A 17,147-nucleotide genomic window follows, 5' to 3' on the forward strand; every position below is an offset into this window, starting at 1 on the left:
CGCCTTTATTTCTGATGTCATGGCAACGATTGAAAACGAACAGTCTGATGATAAAGAATTGAAATTTGCTGCTTAGAAAATACTTGAGAAATATATTGTAGGAGTCACTTTGAAAAATTCAACTAAAAAATTGACAAGCTCTAAAATGTCTTTTAGGAAAAATAGCTAATCTATTTTGAAAAGAGAAAAGAAGGTAAGGTCTTGCATTGCAACATTTAGCATAGCTTACCCTTTTTTGTTATAACCTTCTATCCGCTTTATCGCCCGGCTTACAGTTGCATAATGAACACCCAGATAATCAGCAATTTCCTTTAAGGTATATCCATACGTGGCATACGCTATATAAATCGTTTCATCCGTTTTCTGCCTACCCTTATCCTGCTGCACCTTTAATAAATCTTGAAGCGGCGGCCTCGTCGCATACCGATGAACCCGGGGTATCTCTTTAAAACCTTCTTTTCCTTTTATCTGCTCCCCGATTCGGCCAATAAAAGTCTCCGATCCCAGTAGTATCTGCCCCTTCAAATCATTCCACGGCGACTCTTTCTGCACACCAGCCAAAACAAACCTTCTATAGTGACCTATGGCATCATCCCTACTTTCCCCGAATTGTGAAAGAATCCAGTCAATAGTCAAAAACGAAGGTTTCGCAACATCGCCAACGGTAGCCTTATAGCCGCTCCAGTGCCACGATTCAGGCTGGCCGACTACACCTGCCCTTACCGGATTTAATACCACATAACGGCATAATGACAATAAATAGCTTTCCTTCTCCACCAGAATCGCCTTATACCGCCCTTGAAAGAAATGGCCTACACGCTTATACCGTTGATTGAACTTTTGGGTATAAACACCGTTGAGTTGTCTCATTCCCCGAGAAAGATTTCCTTCGGGAGTTTCGATAACAACATGATAGTGGTTACTCATGAGACAATAGGAATGGCAAAGCCAGTTAAACCGCTCTACAACAGAAGACAAAACATCAAGAAATGTACCCCTATCCTGATCATCAAGAAAGATATCCTGGCGTGCATTACCACGTGAGGTAACATGATAGACAGCACCGGGGAATTCTATGCGCAATGGCCTCGACATGAAAAATATTATAACCGATTAATTGTTGCATTGCAAGACCTGACCCCATTCACCCGCCAATTAGCAAAAAGAGGGCACGTTCCTTCTTACATAAAATTCACAGGGTCTACGTCCACCTTGATATCCAGGCCGCCTTCCCCGTTTTTTGTCAGTATATTCCTGGCAAGTGTATGTAGTGCCTTAACCTTTTTCCCCTTCAGAAGGATATGCCACCTGTATCTCCCCTTGATTTTGGCGATAGGGGCTTCCGCAGGGCCTATGACCTCCACCTCTTTTCCGGAAAACTTCCTTGCAAGAACCCCTATACTTCCGGCGCCTTCAGCTATCCTGTCCTTTTTTATGCTCGATAAACGCAGATTCACCATCCTGGAGAAAGGTGGATAGCTCATTTCACGTCGTAGGGATATTTCATCTTCGTAAAATCTCGTATAGTCATTCTCTCTTGCCCTCTTTATGGCATAATGTTCCGGACTGAAAGTCTGAACAATAACCCTGCCGGGAGAATCTCCCCTTCCACTTCTTCCCGAAACCTGTGTTATGAGCTGAAATGTCCTTTCCGCTGCCCTGAAATCGGGAATATTAAGAGATGTATCGGCTGACACCACACCGACAAGGGTAATGTTTGGGAAATCATGGCCCTTTGTGATCATCTGGGTACCTATAAGTATGTCAATGTCTCCTCTGTCCAAAGCCTTGAGCAACCTGTTATGTGCTCCCTTTTTCACAGTTGTATCACTGTCCATCCTTTCTATCCTGGCCTGTGGAAAGAACATCGAAACCTCTACCTCTACCTTTTCTGTTCCCACACCATAACTCTTTATCTTTCCTCCGTGACAGGAGGGGCAGCGATGAGGGATTTTTATAGAGTAATCACAATAATGACATTTAAGAGAACCGTCACCTGCATGATGCGTCATTGAAACAGAACAGTTTAAACACCTGAACACATGGCCGCAGTCAAGACAGCACAGAAAAGTATTGAAACCCCTTCTGTTCAAAAAAAGGAGTGATTGTTTTCCGGCTTTAAGTGTATCCTGAATCGCAGATCTCAGGAAACGTGAGATGATAGGAACTCTGCCATTTTTATCTTCTTCATCCTTCATATCAATTATCTCAATCTGCGGAAGGGGCTTGTCTTCTACTCTCCTGGGTAAACTCAGATATCTATATTGTTTTTCCTTTATATTATAATAAGTGCGAATCCCTGGAGTTGCAGAACCCAGTACAACAACCGCAGCGTTCAGTTTCGCCTTCACTATCGCCAGATCACGAGCGTTATATGGCATACGATCATCCTGCTTGTAGGACGTATCGTGCTCTTCATCAACTACTATCAATTTCAAGTTTCTCACAGGGGCAAATATGGCCGACCTGGCACCAACAACAATCTTTATCTCTCCACTCTGTATCCTCCTCCACTGATCATATCTCGCACTCCTCGAAATTCCACTGTGGAGAATGGCTATTTCATCATTACTGAATCTCCTGTTAACTCTGCTCAACAATTGTGGTGTAAGAGCTATTTCAGGAACAAGGAAAATGACGTTTCCTTCCAGTTTCATGGTCTCTTCTATGGCATTGAGGTAGACCTCTGTTTTCCCGCTTCCGGTAACACCGTGAAGCAGGTGTGGTGAAAATTTTCCTGACGCTATGCTACGGACAATCTTTTCCACAGCAGCTTTTTGCTCCTTATTGAGAATCAATCCTGTTTCATCTCTTCCTATCTCCGGCCCCTGTCCGGGGCGCCGGTAAACTTCCATCTCGGAGACACTGACAACTCCCTTCTTTTCCAAACTCCGGATAACAGCGGAAACATTTTTAATTTCCCGATTCAGGAGGGAAATCGATGTTTCTCCATGCCGACTGAGGTAATTAACGACCTTACCCTGTTTTTCGGTCAGCTTCACATCAGACAAACCATCGCGGCACAGAGCTATTATCTTCTCTTTCTTTGTTTTTATGTCCGGTTTTTTGAGTCTGTCCTCTATAGTTATGAGTTTTGCGTTTTGGAGCACCTTCAAATCCCGGTACACCTGTTTTCCACCGAGTACCTTTTTTAATTTGTCCAGAGGAAGCCCCTTCGGATAGTCTTTCAGGATTTCAATGATCCTGTACTGTACCGAAGATAATTTTTGTCCTCTCCCATTTCCAACACTTTCCCCTGCAGGCATAAGCCACATATAACTCTCTACATCTATCCCGTGGGGCAAAATACTCCCAAGCAATTTTCCAAGGTGATATATATAATAGTCAGATGCCCATTTATAAAATTTGAGATCACTTTCGTTAAAGAGCGGTTCCATATCCAGTATTTCTATTATGTCTTTGGTTTTTTCTCTATCGGCTATATCCATTGATTCCAGTATATAGCCGGTCACCCTCCTCTTCCCAAAAGGCACAAGGACACGTTTACCCGTAGTAACTTCCTTTTCAAGCTCTCCCGGAACAGAATATATGAAAGTCTTATCCGTTGGTATGTTTATAGCAACTCTGACAAACATCTATTATTCCTTTTGAGTTAGAAGAGCGAGTTTAGGATTGTAGGGTCGGGTTTTACACCCGACCGCAAACTTAGTGTCACCCTGAACTTGTTTCAGGGTCTCTTGGGATTCTGAAATAAATTCAGAATGACATTATTGACGGTCTCGTAAAAACTTAGATTACGCACAATATTATACCTGATTTATTGAACCATATTATTTGTTTTCTTATCAGTTGTTACCAATAATTTCTTCCACGTATCTGAGGGCTTCTTCCCTGTCTTTTATGCGTCCCTCAATCCGAAATTCCTCGACCTTTGTGAGTATTCTGCCTAAAAACGGACCGGGGGAAAGATCAAACTTGTCAATCAAATCTTGCCCCGTAACCAAACGTGGTTTCTCACTTCGAGGTTTGAACTCGTGATAATATTTGTCGAGCATCTCTTTTGTCATCTTCTTGTTTTCTGACACCCTGTCTCCCGGCACATCCGGACCAAGAGCCGCCATAGAATCTGCGAGAAACAATATAAAATACGCCCAGAATTCTTCAGGATTTTTCCTGAAAAAGCGCAGGACACCCTTTTGAGAAAGCGAGTCAAGAAAAGAAAAGTTAATCAGGTGCATATGATTCCCAACCAAATCCTTCACAAAACTAATTTCTTTGTTGCTCAACTTCAGGCGCCGGGCAACTTTTTCCGCTATCTTGCTGCCTGCATCCTCATGTCCAATAAATTTGACACAGCCATCAACGTTTTTGCTTGCAGTCTCAGGTTTTCCAGAATCGTGAAGCAATGTTGCCAGCTTTATAATACTATCCCTGCTTCTCCCTAAAACTAATTCGGTTTTAAGATACTCTTTCAAATTCAGAGAATATCCGGCAAAATAATCCTCGGGATTATTCATCACGATATCGATATTCTTAAGAGAGAGAAGTATATGTTCCCAGACGTAAAGATGATGGTAACCGTTCTGGCACACCCCCTTCATGGACAAAATCTCCGGCAAAATCTCCTCAAGAAGCCCGAGACCATCCATATCAACAATATATGGGGTGCAAGGGGACAGAGAGAGGATCTTAAAAAATTCATCCCTGATTCTCTCCCACGAAACCTTCTTCAATTCACAGCGATTCCGGATAATACTTTTCCGGGTTTTCATATCTACCGAAAAACCAAGCTGCCCGGCAAAACGTAATGCCCTAAGCATTCGAAGCGGATCATCCTTGAAAGACCCTTCGGTCAGCATTTCTATCTTCTTCCCGCGAATGCCATCCCGACCATCAAAAGGATCAATCAATAAATCAAGCCGGTCTTCCAGATAGTCCACAAGCGGAAGTGCCATGGCATTGATGGTAAAGTCTCTTTTTTCCAGGTCTTCCTTGATAGATGCCCCGCGCATCTTCGTAAAATCGAATACGAAAGTTTCATCATATGACTTAATAACAACTCGCTCTGTTTTTTGGTGAGGTTCGTCATCAAGTAAAATATAGGCCCCTCCCGTCTTATCTGCAAAATCGACAGCCACTTCATGTGTGCCGTAAGGAAGCACAATATCAATGTCGGAGGAGTATCTTTTTAAGATTCTATCCCTGATGGCCCCGCCAACGACATAGAGGGGCTTGTTCTCCAAATGTTTTAAGTAATTTTCAATCATATTCTGAGAGATTTACAGTGGAACGAGATTGTAGGGTCGGGTCTTACACCCGACCGCAAACTTAGTGTCACCCTGAATTTGTTTCAGGGTCTCTTGGGATTCTGAACGGGATTCTGAAATAAATTCAGAATGACATTATTTGCTCGAAGAATCATATTTCTGAAAGTCCTCGGTTTCTCAATCCAGAATATCACCACAGGATTCTGGCATCCACCGCCTTGCAGCCATCCACCGCTGCAATCAGCGGATTGATATCCAGCTCCGCAATGTCAGGGACCACGGTAGCCAGAAAAGAAAGTCTTTCCAGGACGTCGAGAAGCGCTTCCATGTTTACACCTTCTTGACCTCGTATCCCTGCCAATAACGGATACATTTTCAATGTTTTCAGCATTTTTTCAGCCTGCACGCGATCAACAGGAACAATTTCCCGGCTAATATCACGGAACACTTCAGTATAAATTCCTCCCATGCCGCAGGCGATTACCTGACCGAACTGAGGATCCTGTTTCAACCCAAAGAGCAGTTCCAACCCTTTTGCCTGCTCCTGCAATTGGAACGCCTCAATCCGGACATCAGGGTTGCGAAGACGTACGTTGTCTACTATTTCATGAAAGGCATTGCGAAGTCCATCGACGTTTTCAATTCCGGTTATTACACCGCCCCACTCGCTCTTATGAACAAAGGCACTGCCTGCCAGCTTTAGAACCAGCGGATAGGTGAAATTCTCTGCCTCGGCTGTCAACTCCTCCAGGCTGGCGGCCACGATACCTCTCGCCACAGGAATTCCAAAAGCAGCTAACAAACGAAGGGCATCTTCTTCCAAAAGGATTTTCTGATCCCTGCCTTTTGTAAGTAAAGCATCCACATGCTGCCGATTAAAAGAGAAACTTTTTATAGAAGGCATCTTTCGCCGCCGTATCTGGTGGTAGCGATGGCAGAAGGATAGTCCCCTTACGGCTTGCTCGATGGAGTCAAAGCACGCTACGGCATCGATAGATTCGCACTGATCGATTATGGAAGACGCACCATCCATGTATATACACATGGCAATCGGTTTGCGGTTACCAGCCTCCCGTCGAGCCGCCGCCACGACTTCAGCCATGTAGTCATTGGGATGAAGCGGGGAACTCGGAGCAATAATAATCGCCAGAACCCCGTCCACATCCGGCGACTTCAGCAAATCGGTCATGGCTTTTTCGTAAACTTCGCGGAAGTTGCCTCCGATCATACCCACCGGCCAGATATCGATGGGGTTGGTGATATGTATCCATTTCGGAGCTCCCTCCGTCAGTTTATCCGGTAAACCGGGGGGAATATCCGCCAACACCAATTCAAAGTCCTCACAAGCATCAGCAGCCATAATACCGCCGGCGCCGGTGACCGATATAACCCCTAACCTTGGTCCTTCCATCTCCTGAAGAAATAGTAAAGCGTGAACGGCATCTCTCAGTTCAGATCCATCCTTTACGCGAATGATTCCGGCACGGTTGAAGGCAGCGTTGAATATATCGTCTTCACCAACAAGAGAGCCGGTGTGGGAAACCGCCGCCTCGGCGCCCGCCTTGCTGCGGCCTGTTTTTAACACTATTACCGGCTTCTTCAAAGCAATCCTGGAGGCTATTTCCAGAAACTCCCGACCGCGTTTAATGCCTTCCATGTGAATAGCGATCACCTTGGTATCAGGATCATCGGCAAAATACTCCAGCGCATCAACAAAATCGACGTCGCAACTGTTACCGATATCAATAGCTTTTCCCCAGCTTTTATAAGTGAAGCCTGAGGAAGCAACCAGAATCACACCGGTCTGGGTTACTACTGAAATGGGATAAACCTTTTCGGGAATCGCCAGATCGACAAAACCGGTGGAAAAATGCCTGAAATTGTTGAGTGACCCTATGGTATTGGGTCCCAGTACGCGCACCCCGTTCTCCCGAGCAAGCGTGGTAATCTGTTCCTGCAATTCCACACCCCGTTGGTCGGCATCTGCAAAACCCTGACTGATGATGATTACCCGTCGGATACCGGCCTGCACGCACTGTTCAAACATCGGCATAACCCGATCCCTCCCCACGGAGATAACCGCCAGATCCGCTGTCTCCGGAACCTCTGCAATCGAAGTATAAGCTTTGATGCCACATATTTCCGGGGCATTTGGGTTTATCGGATAAATTTTGCCCTTATACCCGTATCTCAACATGCACTCTACGTTGTTAAAAGCCCCCTCTCCCGTCTTCCGGGAAGCTCCTACCACAACAACCGATTCAGGCTCAAAGAACTTCCGCACAAATCAGAACCCCCTTTGCATAATTTAAAAACCGCTATAGAGATTGTAATAGGAAAAGGAACGTCCTGTGTCAATATGATTTTGTGGATCAAGGATAAATTGACCGATAAGGCTTCATGTGTTATCAGCAACTGGTAACATATAAAATGCCGCCATGCATAATTGATGCATTCGTAAAAAGTCAGTTTTCTTCGCTCAGAACCATTTTGTGGATGCTGTTATTGTCCGGCTAAAAATCTAAAACTCGTGTTAACACACTCAAACAGTTAGATTTTCTTAACGCCGGTCACTATCAGCATCTTTTTCCCAAAATGCTTAAATTCGCGCTGAAAAGACTTTTTACGAACTTGTCATACTTGGCAGTTTTGACAGTTCATTCGATTCATGTTACAAGGCATTAGTTTTTATGTAAATATGCCTAAGTGGAAGGTTATGGATAGAAAAACTAAATTCACTGACACTTCTTTAAGCCCGGAACAGGATTTCCGAAATCTATTAAAAATATTAAAGAAGCTAAGGTCTCCTGATGGCTGTCTGTGGGACATGCGCCAGAAAAAAGAAGATGTTGGAAGATATTTGATAGAGGAGGCCTATGAAGTCATTGATGCCATTGATAGCGGCTCCCCGAAGGAGCTTAAGGAAGAGCTGGGCGATCTTCTCTTTCAGATACTCTTTCTGGCGAGAATCTCGGAAGAAAATGGTCAATTTGATATCTCCGATGTTATAAAAGAAATATCACAAAAAATGATCCGTAGACATCCCCATGTTTTTGAAAATGAAAAGGTTAAAGATATCGGAGAGATCAAATCCAACTGGGAAGACATAAAAAAACAGGAAAAAAACAGACAAGACAAAGATGAATCCTTTTTCAGTCAGATACCAAGATTTCTTCCTTCCCTCTTAATGGCACAAAAGATAACAAAAGAAGCTTCTAAGGTTGGTTTTGACTGGAAAAATGTTGATGGTGTTTTAAAGAAAATTGAGGAAGAGTTGACAGAATTTAAAGCTGCCCTCAAGTCGAAAGAAAAAGGAAGGGTGAAAGACGAAATCGGCGACATTATATTTTCTCTGGTAAACCTCAGTAGATTCGTAGAAGTCAGCGCAGATGAAGCATTAAGGTCTTCCATCAAGAAATTTACGGACAGGTTCTCTTACATTGAAGAGAAATTGAAGGATCAGGGGAAAAACCTGCCCGAGGCAACACTTGAAGAGATGGATCACTTATGGAATGAATCGAAGGCAAATGTTCAGGCACAAAGTACCAAAGGCACAGAGGGACAAAGGAAGAATTAGACACTGGATACTAAATAATAGTAACTTTGATGTACTTGTAAAAAGTCTGTCATTCCCGCGCAGGCGGGAATCCATAGAGGGCTAAGCACTTAAAAAGACTGGATTCCCGTTTTCACGGGAATGACAAAATTGTGCATATTTCGACTTTTCACCAACTTGTCGACTTTTAAGGATTAAAAATATGAAGTTTTTTCTTTGTGTTATAGGATTAGTTTTGATAATCGAGGGACTCCCTTATTTTGCCTTTCCGGAAAAGATTAAGTCCTATCTGATGAAAATACAAGACATACCTGATACAACCTTAAGGATTCTCGGTCTATCATTAGTTATCACCGGTCTTATCCTCGTCTATCTTGGGAGAAATTAAGATAATTTCATTGACTTTGAAACATTTTTCGATTATTTCCCACAACCTGTTATTGTGAAGCTCCCCGCCCACAGGGCGGCTTCCCGGTAAGGAATATGTTTGTTTTATATTGCGCCCCTTGCGGGTGCGCTCCCGGTCTATTTAATATGCCCAAAATCTCCATAACCAATGTGACATGAAATTAGAAGAATTCAATTACAATCTACCTGAAGAGTTAATCGCTCAAAAACCGTGCATTTCAAGAGACCACTCCCGGATGATGGTTGTAGACAGGAACAGTGGAAAAATCGACCATAAGTTCTTCTATGACATGCCGGAATTTCTCAAACAGGGCGACGTACTGGTTACAAACAACTCCAGGGTAATCCCTGCAAGACTTACCGGTAAAAAAGCAACCGGCGGATTGGTTGAAATGCTCCTCCTATCAAGAAACGGCCGGTCTTCTCCCAAATCTCAAATATGGGAAGTATTGCTACGGCCGGCAAGAAGAATTGGTATCGGAACCCAAATATTTTTCGGTGATCAAGGCAGAGCAGAAGTAATTGAAAGAATTTCAGAAAAGAAATGGTATCTCAAGTTCGAAACAGAAACTGAGTTTGATAATTTCCTGGAAAGGCATGGAAGGGCACCGCTACCTCCCTACATCAAAAGAGGGAAAGATGAAAAACGGTCTCTTGAAGACATCGAACGATATCAGACAATCTACGCCAGTGTACCCGGCTCGGTAGCGGCACCAACCGCCGGCCTTCATTTTTCCCCATATTTACTGACAACCCTGAAAGAAAAGGGATTTGATATCGTGTCAGTCACGCTGCACGTAGGATATGGAACGTTCCTTTCCATAGAAACCGAATCCGTGGAAGATCACTCCATGGAGAAGGAGTTCTTTGCCGTGGGTGAAGAAACTGCCCGGACAGTAAATCGCGCGCAAAGGGTTATTGCCGTAGGAACAACTTCAACCAGGGTGCTGGAATCCGTTGCTGATGATATGGGAACAATAAAACAATCATCAGGACATACGGCGCTGTTCATATATCCTGAATACCGTTTTAAAAGGGTTAACGTACTGTTAACCAACTTTCATCTCCCCAAATCGTCACTTTTTCTCCTTGTCTGTGCCTTTGGAGGAAAGGATCTGATACGGGAAGCATATAAGAAGGCAATAGAGGAAAAATATCGTTTTTATAGTTATGGTGACTGTATGTTGATATTGTAAAAAAGTGCCTAAAGTGCCTAAAATGAGCTAAAGTGCCTAAATTTAATCCGCCTTCGGCGGACGATAACTTCAGTTCACTTTAGGCACTTCAAACTTTAGGCACTATTTAAATTTTTGCTTATTATGGATTACCAGTTCAAGCTACTAAAAAAAGATACCGGATCCGAAGCACGGCTGGGGAAAATGCTCACTAAACACGGCGTGGTGAATACGCCGGTCTTCATGCCGACTGGAACTCAGGCCACGGTAAAGGGCCTTGTTCCGGAAAGGGTAAAAGAATTGGGGGCAGAGATTATTCTCAGCAACACATATCATCTCTACCTTAGACCCGGTCATAAACTCATAAGAGATCTCGGGGGACTACACAAATTCATGAACTGGAACCGTCCTATACTCACGGACAGCGGTGGATTCCAGGTATACAGCTTAGCAGCTCTAAGAGAAATAACCGAGGAAGGAGTGATGTTTCAATCACATATTGATGGTTCAAAACATTTTATGAGTCCGGAGAGTGCCATAGAGATTCAGGAGGCCCTCGGTTCCAACATTATGATGTGTTTTGATGATTGCACACCATACCCTGTCGATTTCGATTATGCGAAAAAGTCTCTCAACCTGACCATACGGTGGGCAAGGAGGTGTAAGGATTCCAGAAACAACAGCGATCAGGCGCTGTTCGGAATAATACAGGGTGGTATTTATCCGGATTTGAGGAAGAGAGGATTAGAAGAGCTTGCCGAGATCGGGTTTGACGGCTATGCTCTCGGTGGATTGAGCGTGGGAGAGCCAAAGAGCGCAATGCGGGAAATAGTTGAAGGTATCACACCCCTCCTTCCGAAAGATAAACCAAGATATCTTATGGGCGTTGGAACACCGGAGGATATAGTGGAATGCGTAGGACGTGGCATCGATATGTTTGACTGTGTGATGCCCACCAGAAATGCACGTAATGGAATGTTGTTTACAAATGACGGAAAGGTTGTTATAAAAAACGCCCGTTATCGAAATGATGATTCACCAGTTGACGATTTGTGTGATTGTTATACCTGTAAAAACTATTCACGGGCGTACCTGAGACATCTGTTTATAGCAAAGGAAATTTTGGCCGTCATCCTGAATACTATTCACAATGTGAGGCATTACATGAATCTCATGGAGAGGATCAGGGAAGCAATAAAAGACGATAATTACGAAGCTTTTAAAAAAACCTTCAACTCGGAACTCAGAACTCGAAACTAAAAATAAGGAGGAAAACAAATTGACTAATTTAGCTCATGCAATGGGGCAGTTTGGTGGTGGCGGTGGTGCCAAAGGGCCTGATGTCCAAGTTATTGTCATGATGGCTGTCATTTTTGCCATATTCTTTTTTCTTCTCATCAGGCCTCAGCAGAAAAAACAGAAAGAGATGAGAGAAATGTTGAAAAATATCAAACATGGAGACACGATTGTAACCACGGGAGGATTATACGGAAAAGTAACCGGCATCACAGAGAATATCATAACACTTGAAATATCTGACAAAGTGCGGGTAAGGGTCGCAAAAAACAATGTAGCTGTCGTCACTGAAAAGGCAGATAAATGATCAGATTACCATTACCTGAGAGAGGGGTACAGGATGTTTGACAAAAATATCAAGGTAAGAGTGGTTATTGCATTGCTTGTCACTATCACAGCATTGTTTTATCTGATTCCCTCCCTGACACCAGGCCTTCCATTCCTCACGGATAAAAAGATTAATTTAGGTCTCGATCTTCAGGGAGGTATGCACCTGGTTTTAGAAGTAGAGACCGAAAAGGCGGTTGAAAGCTCAGTTGAGAGGCTTTCAAATGACCTGAAGGAAACCCTGATGGATAAAAAGGTCCGGTTCAGACATTTAAGGCGAACAAATGGCTCTATAATATCCATGGACATTCCGGGAGGGGAAAACAGAAATGCATTTGAAAAAATTCTTAAAGATTCCTACCCCAACCTTGAGATAGAATCTTCGAAAGCAGCAGATGGAAGCAACAGGGTTTACCTGAAAATAAAGGAAAAACATGCCAATTACATAAAAAAGTTCGCAGTTGAACAGAGTCTTGAAACTATCAGGAACAGAGTAGACCAGTTCGGTGTGTCAGAACCCGAGATAATCCCCCAGGATAATGATCGTATCCTTGTACAGCTTCCAGGAATAAAAGACTCGGTAAGAGCCAAAAATCTCATCGGCAAGACCGCTCTATTAGAATTCAAGCTGGTAGACGAAGAAAACAGTTTAGGCAACGCTCTCAAGGGCAATATCCCACCAGAGAGCGCTATAGCTTATGGTTACAGGGTCGACAGGGAAACGGGACATCGAACAAAAATACCCTATTTGCTTAAAGTCAAGACCCTTCTCACGGGAGAATCTCTTGAGGATGCTCGTGTAAAGATCAGCGATCGGTTCGGTGAACCCTATGTTGCATTAAAATTCAATTCACAGGGGGCAAAAGATTTCGACAGGATAACCGCTAAAAACGTAAAAAAACGTTTAGCCATCATCCTCGATGATATTGTACATTCCGCTCCGGTTATACAGGAAAGAATCTCCGGTGGTGAGGCTCAGATCACAGGAAGCTTTACCACAGAAGAGGCCCATGACCTGGCAATCGTTCTACGGGCAGGGGCACTGCCTGCCCCGGTAAGGATACTCGAGGAGAGGACAGTTGGACCTTCTCTGGGACAGGACTCTGTTGATCAGGGAATACTCTCCATTATTGTCGGTGGCTTGCTGGTCATCATGTTTATGGTAATCTACTACAGGTTTTCCGGCACTATCGCCGACATCGCTCTCATCCTGAATATTATCATTATAATGGGTACATTAGCTGCCTTTCAGGCTACACTGACCCTTCCCGGAATTGCAGGAATTGTTCTTGTTATAGGCATGGCCGTAGATGCTAATGTTCTTATTTTTGAGAGAATCCGGGAGGAGCTGCGTACGGGGAAAACGCCGAGAGCCGCTGTTTCGGGAGGGTACTCCAAGGCCTTTGTCACAATCATAGACGCAAATATCACCACACTTATAGCAGCTGTTGTATTGTTTCAATTCGGAACGGGACCGGTGAAGGGATTCGCTGTCACCCTGAGTATCGGTATAATCGCCAGTATGTTTACCGCAATTTTTGTAACCAGAATTATCTATGACTATTTTATCTGGAATAAAAAGATCGAAAGAGTAAGTATATAAATCATGGAAATTATAAGACCTGACATAAATATCAATATTGTAGGCAAAATGAAGGGCGCCGTAATCTGCTCTCTGGCCTTAATAATAGTAAGCATATCATCCCTGATACTGCACGGAGGTCCCAGGCTTGGTATTGACTTTGCGGGCGGAACCTTAGTTCAAATTCAGTTTAAAAAAGAAACAACAACTGACAGGATAAGATCCGGTCTGAAGAAGGTTGGTCTCGAAAACAGTGTAATCCAACAATTCGGCTACAAAGATAATAATGAATTTCTTATAAGGACTGAAAAGTCTACCTCTGATCTCAAAGGACTTTCCGGTGAAATTGAAGACGCATTAGCCGCCACATACGATAAAAGTGAATTTGAGGTAAGAAGGGTTGAAATCGTTGGACCAAAGGTCGGAAAGGATTTAAGGCAAAAGGGTATAAACGCCATGCTTATCGCAATGATAGGTATTCTTATCTATATTACCTGGAGGTTTCAATTCCGTTACGCGATTGGAGCAATCATTGCTCTGATACATGATGTTCTCATTACCGTTGGGGTTTTTTCCCTTTTAGGCAAGGAATTTACCCTCCCTATCATTGCTGCACTGCTAACAATAATAGGTTATTCCCTCAATGATACAATCGTCGTCTACGACAGAATAAGAGAAAATATCAGGAAATTCAGAAGACAGACGCTTCGGGAGATAATAAATTCAAGTATTAATCAGGTATTGAGCAGGACCATTCTTACTTCAGCAACCACACTCCTTGTTGTTTTTGCATTGTTCTTCTTAGGTGGAGCGGTCATCCATGATTTCGCCTTCGCCCTACTTGTGGGAATACTGGTCGGAACTTATTCATCCGTATTCATTGCCAGTCCTACAATCCTAGCCTGGGAAACTTTCAAGCCTTCGAAAAAAAAGAGGGGGAAATAAGTTGTCCCCCCTTGAAATTGCAGGCCTGACCATTTTTATCCTTATCCTGTTTATAGGGATATTTTCCATTATATTCGGTTTACCGGGAACAGTCATAATACTTATTGATGTTATTATTTACTCACTGATAACAGGTTTTGAAAAAATTGGCTGGAAGATAATAATTGTTCTGATAATCATTTCACTGTTCGCGGAAACCATCGATTTTATGCTGGGATCCGCAGGTGCAAAAAAGTTCGGTTCATCTAAAAAAGGGATTGTAGCCTCGTTGATTGGAGGAATTGCGGGTGCAATGCTAATGACCCCATTCCTTTTGGGGTTGGGAGCTGTTATCGGGGCATTTCTGGGTGGCTTTGCAGGAACATTCTTAGTAGAACTTATCGAGCAGAAAAAGCTGAAACCCGCCGTTAGGGCTGGTTATGGGACACTACTCGGAAGAATTGCAGGTATATTTGCAAAAAGCTTTTTTGCTCTCGTTATGATTATTATAACTTTATCGGCAATATATTCGTAATACAAGGAACAAAACCATGAGCAAAAGCAGGTCTAAAATTAAAGAATATTCTGAGGCTATAATAATCGCCATATTGATAGCGCTCTTTATTCGAACCTTTGTGATACAGGCATTTAAGATACCCTCGGGTTCTATGAAACCTACCCTCCAGATTGGTGACCATATTCTGGTTAACAAGTTTATTTATGGAATAAAAATACCATACGTCAGAAAAACCATAATCCCGGTAGTCAAGCCGAAAAGGGGAGACATGGTGGTTTTCATATATCCACTGGATCGAACGAAGGATTTTATAAAGAGGGTTATCGGGATTGGCGGAGATGTAATAGAGATAAAAAATAAAAAGATTTTTCTTAACGGCTCACCTTACAATGACACCCACGGGGTCTATACGGACAAATTAGTGCTACCCTTGTCAATACAGCCACGCGATAATTTCGGGCCGGCAAAGGTTCCAGAGGGCTCCATATTCGTCATGGGAGACAACAGGGACCAGAGTTACGATAGCAGATTCTGGGGTTTTGTGAAATTGAAGGACATCATGGGCAAAGCTTTCATCATATACTGGTCATGGAACGGTAATGACAACAATGTCAGGTGGAACAGGCTTTGCAAAATCCTCAATTAAAAAAGTCGGCTTCGTAAAAAGCTCCACTATGCCACTTTGCGGCATTATAATGGGAAGTAACTTAATTAATACCATTTTTAACCATGTTACATTCATTTTTGCCTTATAGGCAGGCGAGGATGCCTGTCCTACCCCGTAGCAAGTCGGGCGTCTCGCCCGACAGAGTCATTTTTTAAGTGCGATTTTGCATAAGTTACCTGGAAGTCGGATTCCCCCTCCCGCCCCCCCACACAAATCCCCCTAAATTTACCCTCTTTTCCCGAAACCGCCTCAATGCAATCAGCGTGGTGGTAATGCATAAAGAAACAGATTGACAAATGGCTTATTTGCGATATTATGAAATTAAGAAATTAGAAAAATATTAGCCATGAATATACAAAACATGAGGTGAGAAAAATGCCTTTAATCAAAGTAAGACGAAATTTCCAAATCACTATACCCAACAGTTTGCGCAAGTATTTAAAAATAGGAGAGGGCGACTATTTGGAGGCGGAAAGGCACAACGGTGAAATAGTTTTAAAACCGGTCAAGATGGTGCAGCCGGACCAGGCCTATTTTTATACAAAAGAGTGGCAGGAAAGTGAAGCGGAAGCAGACAGGGATATTGCAAATGGAGATGTTTTGGGACCTTTTGATAATATTGAAGACGCTCTTAAAACATTGAAAACCTCCAAAATATGATGAAGCTGAACTTTACAAAAAATTTTATTCGGGATTATCGCAGACTGCCGATGGAGATACAGGAAACCGTTGATAAGCAGCTTGAATTACTGCTGTCCAATCCAAAACATCCTTCCCTAAACATAAAAAAAATGAAAGATCCGAGAAATATTTGGGAAGGCAGGATAACAGCTTCGTACCGCTTTACTTTTCAAATAATAAAAGGCTCCTATATTTTGCGAAAAGTAGGCACTCATGACATTTTAAGAAAACCTTGACCGGGAGCGCACCCGCAAGCCCCGCCTTGTAGGCGGGGTGTAAGGGGCGCAATATAATTAAATTATTCCTTACCGGGAAGCCCCGCCCTGTGGGCGGGGAGCTTCACATTCCTGTCGAGATAGACGCGCAGGCGGAACGTTCGTGACGGCTAAAGTGAAAAGAGAAAAATCAAATGCGGAGATGCTCATTTCAGAGAATTTGACGATGTGGAATACAGGCAGGTTGCAACGGTTGGGAACTGGATTAAAACACTTGACTCTGCATACAAAAATTGTTAGTGTTCTTTCCTTAAAAGCAGGACTTTTTCACGCTCAATCTGCTAATACCCTTTTAATTTGATCCGGAGAGGTTGAAAAAGGATGATGAAGATAAACATTTTTTTAACAAGGAATTTAGTCTGTCAGAAACAAGCCTTCTCATACTCGTGGGAAGGCTTTTTTTGAATAATTTAAGAGCTTTGAAAAATGCCCTCTTTCTGTCATTCCCGCGAAAGCGGGAATCTATAACTAATTGAGAATACTGGATTCCCGTTTTCACGGGAATGACAAT

The 17,147-nt window shown here is 43.1% G+C and carries 16 protein-coding genes; 12 read left to right on the plus strand and 4 right to left on the minus strand.

The window, feature by feature from the left end; genetic code table 11:
* Positions 1-225: 225 nt before the first annotated feature.
* From Q7J27_07595 to Q7J27_07610, 4 genes are all read right to left on the minus strand, one after another.
* Positions 226-1,095 carry a transposase gene (locus tag Q7J27_07595; GenBank protein MDO9529005.1) on the minus strand — a complete coding sequence of 290 codons (870 nt, stop codon included), beginning with the start codon at positions 1,093-1,095 and terminating at the stop codon, positions 226-228.
* 86 nt (positions 1,096-1,181) lie between these two features.
* Positions 1,182-3,596, minus strand: coding sequence for a primosomal protein N' (gene priA / locus Q7J27_07600; protein ID MDO9529006.1), 2,415 nt, complete (start codon positions 3,594-3,596; stop codon positions 1,182-1,184).
* 210 nt (positions 3,597-3,806) lie between these two features.
* On the minus strand, positions 3,807-5,228 hold the full coding sequence (locus Q7J27_07605; protein MDO9529007.1) for an HD domain-containing protein: 1,422 nt from the start codon (positions 5,226-5,228) through the stop codon (positions 3,807-3,809).
* Between the two features lie 190 nt (positions 5,229-5,418).
* On the minus strand, positions 5,419-7,512 hold the full coding sequence (locus tag Q7J27_07610) for an acetate--CoA ligase family protein (protein ID MDO9529008.1): 2,094 nt from the start codon (positions 7,510-7,512) through the stop codon (positions 5,419-5,421).
* Between the two features lie 432 nt (positions 7,513-7,944).
* On the opposite strand from Q7J27_07610, the gene mazG reads away from it, so the two are divergent.
* The 12 genes from mazG to Q7J27_07670 all read left to right on the plus strand — a co-directional run bounded on the left by mazG (position 7,945) and on the right by Q7J27_07670 (position 16,937).
* Positions 7,945-8,805, plus strand: coding sequence for a nucleoside triphosphate pyrophosphohydrolase (mazG, locus tag Q7J27_07615; GenBank protein ID MDO9529009.1), 861 nt, complete (start codon positions 7,945-7,947; stop codon positions 8,803-8,805).
* A gap of 181 nt (positions 8,806-8,986) precedes the next feature.
* Positions 8,987-9,172, plus strand: coding sequence for a DUF2065 domain-containing protein (locus Q7J27_07620; GenBank protein MDO9529010.1), 186 nt, complete (start codon positions 8,987-8,989; stop codon positions 9,170-9,172).
* Between the two features lie 175 nt (positions 9,173-9,347).
* A complete protein-coding gene (gene queA, locus Q7J27_07625) occupies positions 9,348-10,388 on the plus strand; it encodes a tRNA preQ1(34) S-adenosylmethionine ribosyltransferase-isomerase QueA (GenBank protein MDO9529011.1) in 1,041 nt (346 codons plus the stop codon).
* Between the two features lie 123 nt (positions 10,389-10,511).
* Complete coding sequence (tgt, locus tag Q7J27_07630) at positions 10,512-11,627, plus strand: tRNA guanosine(34) transglycosylase Tgt (GenBank protein MDO9529012.1); 1,116 nt, start codon at positions 10,512-10,514, stop codon at positions 11,625-11,627.
* A 19-nt stretch (positions 11,628-11,646) separates the two neighbouring features.
* Positions 11,647-11,970, plus strand: a complete 324-nt coding sequence (gene yajC, locus Q7J27_07635) for a preprotein translocase subunit YajC (GenBank protein MDO9529013.1) — start codon at positions 11,647-11,649, stop codon at positions 11,968-11,970.
* 33 nt (positions 11,971-12,003) lie between these two features.
* Positions 12,004-13,593, plus strand: a complete 1,590-nt coding sequence (secD, locus tag Q7J27_07640; GenBank protein ID MDO9529014.1) for a protein translocase subunit SecD — start codon at positions 12,004-12,006, stop codon at positions 13,591-13,593.
* Positions 13,594-13,596: 3 nt separating this feature from the next.
* Positions 13,597-14,517 carry a protein translocase subunit SecF gene (gene secF, locus Q7J27_07645; GenBank protein ID MDO9529015.1) on the plus strand — a complete coding sequence of 307 codons (921 nt, stop codon included), beginning with the start codon at positions 13,597-13,599 and terminating at the stop codon, positions 14,515-14,517.
* Position 14,518: 1 nt separating this feature from the next.
* The gene (locus Q7J27_07650; GenBank protein MDO9529016.1) at positions 14,519-15,031 is read left to right on the plus strand and encodes a DUF456 domain-containing protein; all 513 of its coding nucleotides are present in this window, start codon (positions 14,519-14,521) and stop codon (positions 15,029-15,031) included.
* A 16-nt stretch (positions 15,032-15,047) separates the two neighbouring features.
* Positions 15,048-15,659: a signal peptidase I gene (lepB, locus tag Q7J27_07655; GenBank protein ID MDO9529017.1), complete on the plus strand. Its 612-nt coding sequence runs from the start codon at positions 15,048-15,050 to the stop codon at positions 15,657-15,659.
* A 396-nt stretch (positions 15,660-16,055) separates the two neighbouring features.
* The gene (locus tag Q7J27_07660) at positions 16,056-16,340 is read left to right on the plus strand and encodes an AbrB/MazE/SpoVT family DNA-binding domain-containing protein (protein MDO9529018.1); all 285 of its coding nucleotides are present in this window, start codon (positions 16,056-16,058) and stop codon (positions 16,338-16,340) included.
* Entirely contained in the window at positions 16,337-16,597 is a 261-nt protein-coding gene (locus tag Q7J27_07665) for a hypothetical protein (protein MDO9529019.1), read from the plus strand. The genes Q7J27_07660 and Q7J27_07665 overlap by 4 nt, the downstream gene beginning before the upstream one ends.
* Positions 16,598-16,739: 142 nt before the next feature.
* A complete protein-coding gene (locus tag Q7J27_07670) occupies positions 16,740-16,937 on the plus strand; it encodes a hypothetical protein (protein ID MDO9529020.1) in 198 nt (65 codons plus the stop codon).
* The last annotated feature ends 210 nt before the right edge of the window (positions 16,938-17,147 follow it).

The organism is Syntrophales bacterium, from assembly GCA_030655775.1.
Taxonomy (GTDB): Bacteria; Desulfobacterota; Syntrophia; order Syntrophales; family JADFWA01; genus JAUSPI01.